Annotated in this window: 11 protein-coding genes; 9 read left to right on the plus strand and 2 right to left on the minus strand. The window is 51.7% G+C overall.

Going from position 1 to position 13,465, the window contains the following annotated elements:
* Positions 1–184 precede the first annotated feature (184 nt).
* The 8 genes from tig to fadM all read left to right on the plus strand — a co-directional run bounded on the left by tig (position 185) and on the right by fadM (position 9,939).
* Entirely contained in the window at positions 185–1,483 is a 1,299-nt protein-coding gene (gene tig / locus WC1_RS18350) for a trigger factor (protein ID WP_003021622.1), read from the plus strand.
* Between the two features lie 247 nt (positions 1,484–1,730).
* Complete coding sequence (gene clpP / locus WC1_RS18345; protein ID WP_003021624.1) at positions 1,731–2,354, plus strand: ATP-dependent Clp endopeptidase proteolytic subunit ClpP; 624 nt, start codon at positions 1,731–1,733, stop codon at positions 2,352–2,354.
* A 126-nt stretch (positions 2,355–2,480) separates the two neighbouring features.
* Positions 2,481–3,755, plus strand: coding sequence for an ATP-dependent protease ATP-binding subunit ClpX (gene clpX / locus WC1_RS18340; RefSeq protein ID WP_003831013.1), 1,275 nt, complete (start codon positions 2,481–2,483; stop codon positions 3,753–3,755).
* Positions 3,756–3,939: 184 nt separating this feature from the next.
* Positions 3,940–6,294: an endopeptidase La gene (lon, locus tag WC1_RS18335; protein ID WP_003021627.1), complete on the plus strand. Its 2,355-nt coding sequence runs from the start codon at positions 3,940–3,942 to the stop codon at positions 6,292–6,294.
* 190 nt (positions 6,295–6,484) lie between these two features.
* Positions 6,485–6,775: a nucleoid-associated protein HU-beta gene (gene hupB / locus WC1_RS18330; RefSeq protein ID WP_219352570.1), complete on the plus strand. Its 291-nt coding sequence runs from the start codon at positions 6,485–6,487 to the stop codon at positions 6,773–6,775.
* A gap of 267 nt (positions 6,776–7,042) precedes the next feature.
* Positions 7,043–8,917: a peptidylprolyl isomerase gene (ppiD, locus tag WC1_RS18325; RefSeq protein WP_016149702.1), complete on the plus strand. Its 1,875-nt coding sequence runs from the start codon at positions 7,043–7,045 to the stop codon at positions 8,915–8,917.
* A 146-nt stretch (positions 8,918–9,063) separates the two neighbouring features.
* Positions 9,064–9,438: a helix-hairpin-helix domain-containing protein gene (locus tag WC1_RS18320; protein ID WP_003021633.1), complete on the plus strand. Its 375-nt coding sequence runs from the start codon at positions 9,064–9,066 to the stop codon at positions 9,436–9,438.
* A gap of 102 nt (positions 9,439–9,540) precedes the next feature.
* Positions 9,541–9,939: a long-chain acyl-CoA thioesterase FadM gene (gene fadM / locus WC1_RS18315; protein WP_003021636.1), complete on the plus strand. Its 399-nt coding sequence runs from the start codon at positions 9,541–9,543 to the stop codon at positions 9,937–9,939.
* 117 nt (positions 9,940–10,056) lie between these two features.
* On the opposite strand, the gene queC is transcribed toward fadM, so the two are convergent.
* Together queC and WC1_RS18305 are read right to left on the minus strand one after the other, a co-directional pair.
* Positions 10,057–10,752: a 7-cyano-7-deazaguanine synthase QueC gene (gene queC / locus WC1_RS18310; RefSeq protein ID WP_003021638.1), complete on the minus strand. Its 696-nt coding sequence runs from the start codon at positions 10,750–10,752 to the stop codon at positions 10,057–10,059.
* Between the two features lie 65 nt (positions 10,753–10,817).
* A complete protein-coding gene (locus WC1_RS18305) occupies positions 10,818–12,518 on the minus strand; it encodes an SgrR family transcriptional regulator (protein WP_016149703.1) in 1,701 nt (566 codons plus the stop codon).
* 100 nt (positions 12,519–12,618) lie between these two features.
* On the opposite strand from WC1_RS18305, the gene cof reads away from it, so the two are divergent.
* The gene (gene cof / locus WC1_RS18300) at positions 12,619–13,437 is read left to right on the plus strand and encodes an HMP-PP phosphatase (protein ID WP_003021643.1); all 819 of its coding nucleotides are present in this window, start codon (positions 12,619–12,621) and stop codon (positions 13,435–13,437) included.
* Positions 13,438–13,465: the final 28 nt, after the last annotated feature.

Consider the following 13,465-nt stretch of genomic DNA (forward strand, 5'->3'; position numbering starts at 1 on the left):
AACCGTTCTCGACTCATAAAAGTGATGCCGCTATAATGCGCGTCTTATTTTTCGGAATGTCTTCGGGATGATTCTGACGACAGGGAATGTGATTGCTTATGAGAACATCCCAGTTCCGCGAAGCCAACAACCTGTGCTTGCGGAGAAGAGTTGACCGAGCACTGTGATTTTTTGAGGTAACAAGATGCAAGTTTCAGTTGAAACCACTCAAGGCCTTGGCCGCCGTGTAACGATTACTATCGCTGCTGACAGCATCGAGACCGCTGTGAAAAGCGAGCTGGTCAACGTAGCGAAGAAAGTGCGTATTGACGGTTTCCGCAAAGGAAAAGTACCGATGAATGTTGTTGCTCAGCGTTATGGCGCATCTGTTCGCCAGGACGTTCTGGGCGACCTGATGAGCCGCAACTTCGTTGACGCGATCATCAAAGAAAAAATCAATCCGGCTGGCGCACCGAACTACGTTCCGGGCGAATACAAACTGGGTGAAGATTTTACTTACGCGGTAGAGTTCGAAGTTTACCCGGAAGTTGAGCTGACTGGTCTGGAAGCAATCGAAGTTGAAAAACCGGTTGTTGAAGTCACCGACGCTGACGTTGACGTGATGCTGGATACCCTGCGTAAGCAGCAGGCTACCTGGAAAGACAAAGACGGCGCTGCTGATGCAGAAGACCGTGTAACCATCGACTTCACCGGTTCTGTAGACGGCGAAGAGTTCGAAGGCGGCAAAGCGTCTGACTTCGTACTGGCGATGGGCCAGGGTCGTATGATCCCAGGCTTTGAAGAAGGCGTTAAAGGCCACAAAGCTGGCGAAGAGTTCACTATCGACGTGACTTTCCCGGAAGAGTACCACGCTGAAAACCTGAAAGGTAAAGCCGCTAAGTTCGTTATCAACCTGAAGAAAGTTGAAGAACGCGAACTGCCGGAACTGACTGAAGAATTCATCAAACGTTTCGGCGTTGAAGATGGTTCCGTAGCAGGTCTGCGCGCTGAAGTACGCAAAAACATGGAACGCGAGCTGAAAGGCGCTGTGCGTAACCGCGTTAAGTCTCAGGCGATCGAAGGTCTGGTAAAAGCTAACGACATCGACGTTCCGGCTGCGCTGATCGACAGCGAAATCGACGTTCTGCGTCGTCAGGCTGCACAGCGTTTCGGCGGCAACGAGAAACAAGCTCTGGAACTGCCGCGTGAACTGTTCGAAGAACAGGCTAAGCGTCGCGTAGTTGTTGGTCTGCTGCTGGGCGAAGTGATTCGCACAAACGAACTGAAAGCTGACGAAGATCGCGTTAAAGGCCTGATCGAAGAGATGGCTTCTGCTTACGAAGATCCGAAAGAAGTGGTTGAGTTCTACAGCAAAAATAAAGAGCTGATGGACAACATGCGTAACGTCGCTCTGGAAGAGCAGGCTGTTGAAGCCGTTCTGGCGAAAGCGAAAGTGACTGAAAAAGCCACTTCCTTCAACGAGCTGATGAACCAGCAGGCGTAATTCGTCGCTTTTTTAGCTCGAATTTCGTACGCAAGCCCGTCACCTTTTGGTGGCGGGTTTTTTTTTGTCACGCATTTTGCATGGGAAGAGTGCGAAAACAGCGTTTCAGTGTTAGCGTTACAACAAAAGATTGTTATGCTTGAATTATGGCGATGTCGTACCCATTACTGAGGGACTAGCTGATAATCCGTCCATAAGGTTACAATCAGCACAGCAGGTTTTTTCAAATTTTATCCAGGAGACGGAAATGTCATACAGCGGCGAACGAGATAACTTTGCACCCCATATGGCGCTGGTGCCGATGGTCATTGAACAGACCTCACGTGGTGAGCGCTCTTTTGATATCTATTCTCGTCTACTTAAGGAACGCGTCATTTTTCTGACCGGCCAGGTCGAAGACCATATGGCTAACCTGATCGTGGCGCAGATGCTGTTCCTGGAAGCAGAAAACCCAGAAAAAGATATCTACCTGTACATCAACTCCCCTGGTGGAGTGATCACTGCCGGGATGTCTATCTATGACACCATGCAGTTTATTAAGCCGGACGTCAGCACCATTTGTATGGGCCAGGCGGCCTCAATGGGGGCGTTCCTGCTGACCGCCGGGGCGAAAGGCAAACGTTTTTGCCTGCCTAACTCTCGCGTCATGATCCACCAGCCTCTGGGCGGTTACCAGGGCCAGGCAACGGATATTGAAATTCATGCCCGTGAAATCCTGAAGGTAAAAGGGCGCATGAACGAACTTATGGCGCATCATACGGGTCAATCTCTTGAGCAGATTGAACGTGATACCGAGCGCGATCGCTTCCTCTCCGCTTCTGAAGCGGTAGAGTACGGTCTGGTCGACTCGATTTTGACCCATCGTAATTAATGCCCAGTGCGCAGGTGTGCCGCTATAATTACCTGGAGCGGCACAACGCTGACTAGCGTCTTGCGCCTGAGAATGGCATTTGCGTCGTCGTGTGCGGCACAAAGAACAAAGAAGAGGTTTTGACCCATGACAGATAAACGCAAAGATGGCTCGGGCAAATTGTTGTACTGCTCTTTTTGCGGCAAAAGCCAGCATGAAGTGCGTAAGCTGATTGCCGGTCCATCCGTGTATATCTGCGACGAATGTGTTGATTTATGCAACGACATCATTCGCGAAGAGATTAAGGAAGTAGCACCGCACCGTGAACGCAGTGCGCTGCCGACGCCACATGAAATTCGCAACCACCTGGACGATTACGTTATCGGTCAGGAGCAGGCGAAGAAAGTGCTGGCGGTCGCGGTATACAACCATTACAAACGTCTGCGCAACGGCGACACCAGCAATGGGGTTGAGTTGGGCAAAAGTAACATCCTGCTGATTGGTCCGACGGGTTCCGGTAAAACGCTGCTGGCTGAAACGCTGGCGCGCCTGCTGGACGTTCCGTTCACTATGGCCGACGCCACCACGCTGACCGAAGCCGGTTATGTGGGTGAAGATGTTGAAAATATTATTCAGAAACTGTTGCAGAAGTGCGATTACGACGTGCAGAAAGCACAGCGTGGGATCGTCTATATCGATGAAATCGACAAGATTTCTCGTAAGTCTGACAACCCGTCCATTACCCGTGACGTTTCCGGCGAAGGCGTACAGCAGGCGCTGTTGAAACTGATCGAAGGTACGGTTGCCGCCGTTCCGCCGCAGGGTGGTCGTAAACATCCTCAGCAGGAATTCCTGCAGGTTGATACCTCCAAGATCCTGTTTATCTGCGGTGGTGCCTTTGCCGGTCTGGATAAAGTGATTGCTAACCGTGTTGAAACTGGCTCCGGCATTGGTTTTGGCGCAACGGTAAAAGCACAGTCTGATAAAGCCAGCGAAGGTGAACTGCTGTCGCAGGTCGAACCGGAAGATCTGATCAAATTTGGTCTGATCCCTGAGTTCATTGGTCGTCTGCCGGTTGTGGCAACCCTGAGCGAACTGAGTGAAGAAGCGCTGATTCAGATCCTCAAAGAGCCGAAAAATGCCCTGACCAAGCAGTACCAGGCGTTGTTCAATCTTGAAGGTGTTGATCTGGAGTTCCGTGAGGAAGCGCTGGATGCGATCGCCAAGAAAGCGATGGCGCGTAAAACCGGTGCCCGTGGTCTGCGTTCTATCGTCGAAGCCGCGCTGCTTGACACCATGTACGATCTGCCTTCTATGGAAGACGTCGAAAAAGTGGTGATCGACGAGTCGGTGATTGGCGGCCAGAGCAAGCCATTGCTGATTTACGGTAAGCCGGAAGCACAGCAGGCATCTGGCGAATAATTCATCAATTCATACAGACATTTAATTAAAAAGGGGGGATTTTATCTCCCCTTTTATTTTTCCGTAAACATGGCGTTGAATGTGTGGGAAACATCCCCATATACTGACATACATGTTAAAGGTGGTGTGAAGCACAGTCGTACCACCTGATTACCTGGCGGAAACTAAACTAAGAGAGAGCTCTATGAATCCTGAGCGTTCTGAACGCATTGAAATCCCCGTATTGCCGTTGCGCGATGTGGTGGTTTATCCGCACATGGTCATACCCTTATTTGTAGGGCGGGAAAAATCTATCCGTTGTCTGGAAGCGGCTATGGACCATGATAAAAAAATCATGCTGGTCGCACAGAAAGAAGCGTCAACGGATGAGCCGGGTGTAAACGATCTTTTCACCGTCGGGACCGTGGCCTCTATTTTGCAGATGCTGAAACTGCCTGACGGCACCGTAAAAGTGCTGGTCGAGGGGTTACAGCGCGCGCGTATTTCAGCGCTGTCTGACAACGGCGAGCATTTCTCTGCGAAAGCAGAGTACCTTGACTCGCCTGCTATTGATGAGCGCGAACAGGAAGTGCTGGTGCGTACTGCTATCAGCCAGTTCGAAGGCTACATCAAGCTGAACAAGAAAATCCCACCAGAAGTGCTGACGTCGCTGAACAGCATCGACGATCCTGCACGTCTGGCGGACACCATCGCAGCGCACATGCCGCTGAAGCTGGCTGACAAACAGTCCGTGCTGGAGATGTCCGACGTTAACGAACGTCTGGAATATCTGATGGCGATGATGGAGTCTGAAATCGATCTGCTGCAGGTTGAGAAACGCATTCGCAACCGTGTGAAAAAGCAGATGGAAAAATCCCAGCGTGAGTACTATCTGAACGAGCAGATGAAAGCTATTCAGAAAGAGCTCGGCGAGATGGACGATGCGCCGGACGAAAACGAAGCGCTGAAGCGTAAGATCGACGCGGCGAAAATGCCGAAAGAGGCAAAAGAGAAAGCGGAAGCGGAACTGCAGAAGCTGAAAATGATGTCTCCGATGTCGGCGGAAGCGACCGTAGTGCGTGGCTACATCGACTGGATGGTTCAGGTACCGTGGAATGCGCGTAGCAAGGTCAAAAAAGACCTGCGTCAGGCGCAGGAAATCCTCGATACCGACCATTACGGTCTGGAACGCGTCAAAGATCGTATCCTTGAGTATCTCGCGGTTCAAAGCCGTGTGAACAAAATCAAGGGACCGATCCTGTGTCTGGTTGGGCCGCCGGGGGTAGGTAAAACTTCTCTGGGGCAGTCCATCGCCAAGGCGACTGGGCGTAAATACATCCGTATGGCGCTGGGCGGCGTGCGTGATGAGGCTGAAATTCGCGGTCACCGCCGGACCTATATCGGTTCTATGCCGGGTAAACTGATCCAGAAAATGGCTAAAGTGGGTGTTAAAAACCCGCTGTTCCTGCTTGATGAGATCGACAAAATGTCTTCCGACATGCGTGGCGATCCGGCTTCCGCACTGCTTGAGGTGCTGGATCCAGAGCAGAACGTGGCGTTCAGCGATCACTACCTGGAAGTGGACTACGATCTCAGCGACGTGATGTTCGTTGCGACCTCTAACTCCATGAATATTCCGGCGCCGTTGCTGGATCGTATGGAAGTGATCCGTCTGTCCGGTTATACCGAAGACGAGAAGCTGAATATTGCAAAACGTCACCTGTTGCCGAAACAGATTGAGCGTAACGCGCTGAAAAAAGGTGAGCTGACGGTCGACGATAGCGCCATTGTAGGCATTATTCGTTACTACACCCGTGAAGCGGGCGTGCGTAGTCTGGAGCGCGAAATCTCCAAACTGTGCCGTAAAGCGGTGAAACAGCTGTTGCTCGACAAGTCGCTGAAACATATCGAGATCAATGGCGATAATCTGCACGACTATCTGGGCGTACAGCGCTTTGATTATGGCCGCGCGGACAACGAAAACCGCGTTGGTCAGGTAACCGGCCTGGCGTGGACGGAAGTGGGCGGCGATCTGTTGACCATCGAAACCGCCTGCGTACCGGGTAAAGGTAAACTGACCTACACCGGTTCTCTGGGTGAAGTCATGCAGGAATCTATTCAGGCTGCACTGACCGTGGTACGTGCGCGTGCGGAAAAACTGGGTATTAATCCGGACTTTTACGAAAAACGCGACATTCACGTTCACGTACCTGAAGGAGCGACGCCGAAAGATGGCCCAAGTGCGGGTATTGCCATGTGTACCGCGCTGGTTTCTTGTCTTACCGGTAACCCGGTTCGCGCCGACGTGGCGATGACCGGCGAGATCACCCTGCGTGGTCAGGTTCTGCCAATCGGTGGTTTGAAAGAAAAACTGCTGGCGGCACACCGTGGCGGTATTAAAACGGTCTTAATTCCTGATGAGAACAAACGTGACCTGGAAGAGATTCCGGATAACGTAATTGCCGATCTGGACATCCATCCGGTGAAACGCATTGAGGAAGTTCTGGCTCTTGCGTTGCAAAATGAACCCTCTGGAATGCAGGTTGTGACGGCAAAATAGTGACCTCGCGCAAAGAGCATTAATAAAAACAGGGCTGGCAGGCCATTTCGGGCTTGCCAGCCTTTTTTTGTATAGCTAATTTAGATGACGGATTAGGCTTGCCATCATTAACGGGTGTTGTAAGGGCATGGCAGGCCTGATATAACTGCTGCGCGGTCGCACTTTGAAGGATTCAGGTGCGATATAAATTATAAAGAGGAAGAGAAGAGTGAATAAATCTCAACTGATCGACAAAATTGCTGCAGGGGCTGATATCTCTAAAGCTGCGGCTGGACGTGCGTTAGATGCAATTATTGCTTCTGTTACCGAATCTCTGAAAGAAGGTGATGACGTAGCGCTGGTAGGTTTTGGTACTTTTGCCGTTAAAGAGCGTGCTGCCCGTACTGGTCGCAACCCGCAAACAGGTAAAGAGATCACCATTGCCGCGGCTAAAGTACCGGGCTTCCGTGCAGGTAAAGCACTGAAAGACGCGGTAAACTAAGTGATTTCCCCTTTGGGGATGTGACGAAGTACAAGGGCGCATCGACTGATGTGCCTTTTTTATTTGTAATTCCGGTACTTTCTACGTGTTGTGGGCTGACAATTACCCCTGTTTCTTGTCACAATAGGCCTTTGTGCGCAGCGTTCAGGAAACGCTATGCTGCGTGAAGCATATATACTCAAAATCCTTGCCGCCGTTGTTGTGTCAACGCGCAGGCGGCTTTAGAGATAACGCGTATAGTCATCTACAGCGGAGTGTGGTTACACCATGATGGACAGCTTACGCACGGCTGCTAACAGTCTCGTGCTCAAGATTATTTTCGGTATCATTATCGTGTCGTTCATTTTGACCGGCGTGAGTGGTTACCTGATTGGCGGGGGCAATAACTTCGCCGCCAAAGTGAATGGCCAGGAGATCAGCCGCGGGCAGTTCGAGAATGCGTTCAACAGCGAACGTAACCGCATGCAGCAACAGCTGGGCGATCAATACTCCGAGCTGGCCGCGAACGAAGGTTACATGAAAACGCTGCGTCAGCAGGTGCTGAATCGTCTTGTTGACGAAGCGCTGCTGGATCAGTATTCCCGCGAGCTTAAGCTCAACATCAGCGACGATCAGATTAAACAGGCTATTTTTGCCACGCCTGCTTTCCAGGTCGACGGTAAATTTGATAACAACCGCTATAACGCAATTGTTAATCAGATGGGCATGACCGCAGACCAGTACGCTCAGGCATTACGTAATCAGCTTACTACCCAGCAGCTGATTAACGGCGTTGCCGGTACGGACTTTATGCTGAAAGGCGAAACGGACGAACTGGCGGCGCTGGTCGCACAGCAGCGGATCGTGCGCGAGGCGACGATTGACGTTAACGCACTGGCCGCGAAGCAGTCTGTTACCGAGCAGGAAGTTGCCAGCTACTACGAGCAGAATAAAAACAACTTTATGACGCCGGAACAGTTCCGCGTGAGCTACATCAAGCTGGATGCTGCTGCTATGCAGGAGACGGCCAGCGATGCTGATATTCAGTCTTACTATGACCAGCATCAGGATCAGTTCACTCAGCCGCAGCGTAACCGCTATAGCATCATTCAGACCAAAACTGAAGATGAAGCCAAAGCGGTACTGGACGAGCTGAATAAAGGCGGTGACTTTGCTGCGCTGGCGAAAGAAAAATCTGCCGATATCATCTCTGCCCGTAAAGGCGGCGATATGGGATGGCTGGAAGATTCAACCACCCCGGATGAGCTGAAAAATGCCGGTCTGAAAGAAAAAGGCCAACTGTCTGGCGTAATTAAGTCTTCCGTTGGTTTCCTCGTTGCGCGTCTTGACGACGTACAGCCTGCACAGGTTAAACCGCTGAGCGAAGCCCGTGACGACATTGCGGCAAAAGTGAAGCAGGAAAAAGCGCTGGATGCCTACTATGCGCTGCAACAGAAAGTCAGCGATGCGGCCAGCAACGATAACGAATCTCTGGCGGGTGCAGAGCAGGCAGCAGGTATGAAAGCGGTTGAAACGGGCTGGTTTAGCCGTGACAGCCTGCCGGAAGAACTGAATTTCAAACCAGTCGCTGACATCATTTTCAATGGTGGTCTGGTTGGCGAGAACGGTACACCTGGCAGTAACTCCGATATCATCACCGTGGATGGCGATCGCGCGTTCGTGCTGCGTATTGCAGAGCACAAAGCCGAAGCCGTGAAGCCACTGGCTGAAGTGAAAGAGCAGGTAACTGCGCTCGTTAAGCACAATAAAGCAGAGCAGCAGGCTAAGCTTGATGCCGATAAACTGCTGGCGGATCTGAAAGCCGGTAAAGGCGATGAAGCGATGAAAGCTGCGGGTCTGAGCTTTGGCGAGGCAAAAACGCTGAGCCGTACGGGTCAGGATCCGTTGAGCCAGGCTGCCTTTGGTCTGAGCCTGCCGGCGAAAGACAAGCCGAGCTACGGCGTAGCGAACGACATGCAGGGTAACGTTGTTCTGTTGGCGCTGGACGAGGTGAAAGCCGGTTCTATGCCTGAAGCGCAGAAGAAAGCGATGGTTCAGGGGATCACTCAGAACAACGCGCAGATTGTCTTCGAAGCGCTGATGAGCAACCTGCGTAAAGCCGCAAAAATTAAAATCGGTGATGCGCTGGAACAGCAGCAATAACCGAGGCAGTTCGCAAAAAATTGCAAAAAGTTGTATCTACCAAAGGCCGCTTTCGCGGCCTTTTCCATTTCTGATATTTGCCGTTTGTCTGCCGTTCTGCACCTCGCTATCGTGATTCCACTGTTAACAAACAAGGAGAAAACAGTATGAAACATGGAATCAAAGCCCTGCTTATCACTCTTTCATTGACCTGCGCTGGTATGGCCCAAACTGCATTGGCGGCTGAGCCTGTCGCCAAAAGCCAGGCGACACAAACCAAAGCGGAAAACTCAGGGGCGGCACAAAGCAAAGCCACACTGCCCGCTAAAGCAAGCGACGATGAAGGCACCAGGGTAAGCATCAACAGCGCTTCTGCGGAGGATTTAGCGCGAGTCATGAATGGCGTAGGTCTGAAGAAAGCGCAGGCGATTGTGAGCTATCGTGAGGAGTACGGACCGTTTAAAACGGTGGAGGACTTAAAGCAGGTACCGGGTATGGGCAGTTCGCTGGTGGAGCGTAATTTGGCAGTTTTAACACTTTAATAACTTGCACAGCGCTGAAAATTTGCCAGACTAGAGAGGTCATACCAGTTATGGCCTCACTACCCTGAATATATTCCTATAAAAACGTAAGGTTCCTGCGCTATGCAAACACAAATCAAAGTCCGTGGTTTTCATCTTGATGTCTATCAGCACGTCAACAACGCCCGCTATCTCGAGTTTTTGGAAGAAGCCCGCTGGGATGGTCTGGAAAACAGCGACAGCTTTCAATGGATGACTGCACATAACATCGCTTTTGTGGTCGTGAATATAAATATTAACTACCGTCGTCCAGCGGTGCTAAGCGACCTGCTGACCATCACTAGTCAGGTGCAACAGCTAAATGGCAAAAGCGGGGTGTTAAACCAGACAATTACCCTGGAACCGGAAGGGCAGGTAGTGGCCGACGCGTTGATTACCTTCGTCTGTATTGATTTGAAAACGCAAAAAGCGCTGCCGCTGGAAGGGGAGTTACGCGAAAAACTGGAGCAGATGGTGCAGTAGCTCAACGTTGCCTGATGGCGCTTCGCTTATCAGGCCTACGGGCGATATTGTGTACGATGAATGCTGTCGGTAGGCCGGATAAGGCGTTTACGCCGCCATCCGGCACTATTCACTCAATTATTTCAGGCCGGTTTTCTGCTTCATTGCCGCCATCACTGCCGGTTTATCCGCCAGATAATGGTTCAGGCCGTTGGCACGCAGATTACACGCCGCACAGTGACCGCAACCGTCACCTTTGATGCCGTTATAGCAAGTTAGTGTTTCTTCGCGTACCAGGTCCAGCTTGCCCCAGTAATCAGCCAACGCCCAGGTTTCGGCTTTATCGATCCACATCAGTGGGGTTTCAAAGCGAATATCTTTCGCCATCCCCAGGCTTACGGCATGGTTCAGGGCTTTGACGAACTCATCGCGACAGTCCGGGTATCCAGAGAAATCCGTTTCACAAACGCCGGTAATGACAGCCTCTGCCTGTACCTGGTACGCGTAAATTGCTGCTAGCGTTAAGAACAGAATATTGCGTCCTGGCACAAAGGTATTGGGAATGCCGTTCGCATCCGGTTCGTAATCGGGTACCGGAATATTATCGCGGGTCAGGCTGCTGACAGCCAGTTCACTGAGCAGCGTGACATCAAGCACTTTGTGCGCGCGTGCGCCAAGTTTTAAGGCCAGGTCACGTGCGACATCAATCTCAGCGCGATGGCGCTGACCATAATCAAAGGTCACGCAGTGCACTTCATCATACTGATGCAGCGCTTGCGCCAGACAAGTCGTGGAGTCCTGACCTCCACTGAATACAACAACGGCACGTTTCATGGCTTTTCCTGACAAAATAACGAAGCCCTTATGGTAGCGCCTGGGCGTGTCGCCGACCAGCTTCTTCACGCTGAAGGAGGTGGCAACCAGGCTTCGGTAAATTCGAACCAGCCACGAGGATTCAGGCGTACGCCGTTCACCCCTGGTGGCGCGCTGATGCGATAGTGATAATTGAAGAGTGGCGTCAGGGTAGCGTCATGCATTAGCGTGGCGAAAACTTGTTGTAAAGCCGCGTGGCGATCGTCCTCATCGGCCTGGATTTGTAGGGCATCCAGGGTCGTTTGCAGATGTGTGTATGCTGGCGCACTCAATACATGTGACCAGAGCTGATCGCAGCGCAACCACTGTTCGAGAGTATATTCAGGTGCTTCACCAATCAGCCTGTCGCCCATCATCAGGTCGGCCTGGGCTAGGGGATGATTGCCATCCCAGTTTTTAGCATTATGAAAAATAAGCGTTAATTCACAGCCGAGCAGAGCCAACGCATGGCAAAGCTGTTCAGCCATAGCGTGAAGTTCTACCGGCAGATGATAAGCCAGCGTCAGCTTTTCCGGTAATGCTACCTCGTCGAGTTCATCCCAGTGCGGGATACTCCATCCGGGCAGCAGTGCATTGCTTGGCGTGATCAGATTTTCATCCACTTCAAGCGTTTGTAGCAGGGAAGAACGGTGGATAATATCGACCAGTCGACGAGCCTGCTGCGTATTCAGGTGCGCGCTTTTTCTGAGTGTGAGATAGCAAAAACCAAGGCTGATGCCGCTGCTTACCTGGCTTAGCATAGGTAACTCTTCGGGTTTACCAATCGCAATTTGCACCGGATGGCGGCAGCTGGTGCCCAAATCCTGGGAGAAGAGCTGCGGGGTTATCCAGTATTCAATGGCTTTTAGCAGCGGATGACTCAGATGGTAGTGATCGTGACTCTCGATACGCACCAGCTCAGGAGTAAACAGTGTCAACCGGAACGGGCCGGTCCCCACAAACGGGTGCTCAGGATGCGCCAGGTGACTGCTGTAGCTCGCCAGACGGTGCGCCAGCCAGAAGTCGGGACGATGCAGAATAAAGGTCAGACACTGGGGATGCGTAACCTCAATGCGCTTTACGCTGATAAATAGCTTATTCAGCGCAGGTAACTCTAACAGCTTCAGCAACTGTTGATGTAGCTGCGTGCTGCTTACCGTATCGCCGTTATGCCAATGCAGGGTGGAACGAATATAGAAATCCCAGCGCAGGCCGTCAGCGGAGATATTCCAGTGGTGGGCTAAGTCTCCACAGGGACGTTGCGTAGTGCTGTCAAATCGGGTCAGGCCAGAGAAAACTTGTCCAGCGAGGTGTTGCTCCGCGCGACCGGGGAGAAATCCAGGGTGCAAAGGGTCAAGCGGGCGGTAATAGGGGATACGCAGGGTTGGCGTGTCATTTTGCCATTGGCCGCCCATAAACGGTTGTAGCAACGTTCTTAATTCTCCCGGTGCTAACTGAGCGAGTTCCAGCACGCTAAGCTGTTCTCCCTTTTGCAGCGCCTGTTCCATCATGGTGTTGCGTAGGGAATCCGGCGTCACCAAAAAGCGTAATTGCCCGCGTTTCCCACGCCCAGACTGGGCGTGCCACTCCAGCCAGCCAGCATACTGCGCTTGCTTCAGCAGGGTACGCACGTGGCGCTCACTGCAAAAACAGCGTTCGGCCAGTTCCCCGACGGTCACCGACTGCGGTTCGCCGTTCGAAGGCTGCCACAGGCGTTGGTACTGGTTCAGGCGATTCAACAATCTCATATAAACCCGGAACAATTCATTTTATCTATTCACTATTACTTCCGTATATCTCAGGTGATACTGAATCACAAGTTAACCGCGTCACAGTGTGGAGAAAGAAATGGCTCGTCTGGCTGCATTTGATATGGATGGCACCCTTTTGATGCCGAATCACCATTTAGGTGACGAAACGCTTTCAACGCTGGCGCGCCTGCGTGAACGCGATATCACTCTGACATTTGCCACTGGCCGCCATGTGCTGGAAATGCGCCACATTTTGGGTTCTATCTCACTGGACGCCTTTTTGATCACCGGTAACGGCACGCGCATTCACTCTCTTGAGGGCGATGTGTTGCACCGTCAGGATCTGGATCCGAATGTTGCGGATATCGTGTTACATCAGAAATGGGATACCACCGCCAGCATGCATGTCTTTAATGACAACGGTTGGTTTACCGGACAAGAGATCCCCTCGCTGCTACAGGCGCATGTGTATAGCGGATTTCGCTACCAGATCGTCGATGTGAAACGTATTCCGGCTCATCAGGTAACGAAGATCTGTTTCTGCGGCGATCATGAGTCTCTGATCCAGTTGCGCATTCAACTGAATGAAGCGCTGGGAGAACAGGCGAATCTCTGTTTCTCCGCGGTTGATTGCCTTGAGGTACTACCGCTGGGCTGTAACAAAGGATCCGCGCTGGCGGTATTGAGTGACCACTTAGGATATTCAATGTCCGAGTGTATGGCGTTTGGCGATGCTATGAACGATCGCGAAATGTTAGGCAGCGTTGGGCGCGGCCTGATTATGGGTAACGCAATGCCGCAACTGATGGCTGAACTGCCTCATTTATCGGTGATTGGACATTGCCGTAATCAGGCGGTGTCACACTTTTTGACGCATTGGCTGGACAATCCGCATCTACCTTATTCCCCCGAATGAGAGATCCCTTCCAGCAAGCCAGACTTCG

The sequence above is a fragment of the Citrobacter sp. KTE30 genome (assembly GCF_000398825.1).
Taxonomy (GTDB): domain Bacteria; phylum Pseudomonadota; class Gammaproteobacteria; order Enterobacterales; family Enterobacteriaceae; genus Citrobacter; species Citrobacter freundii.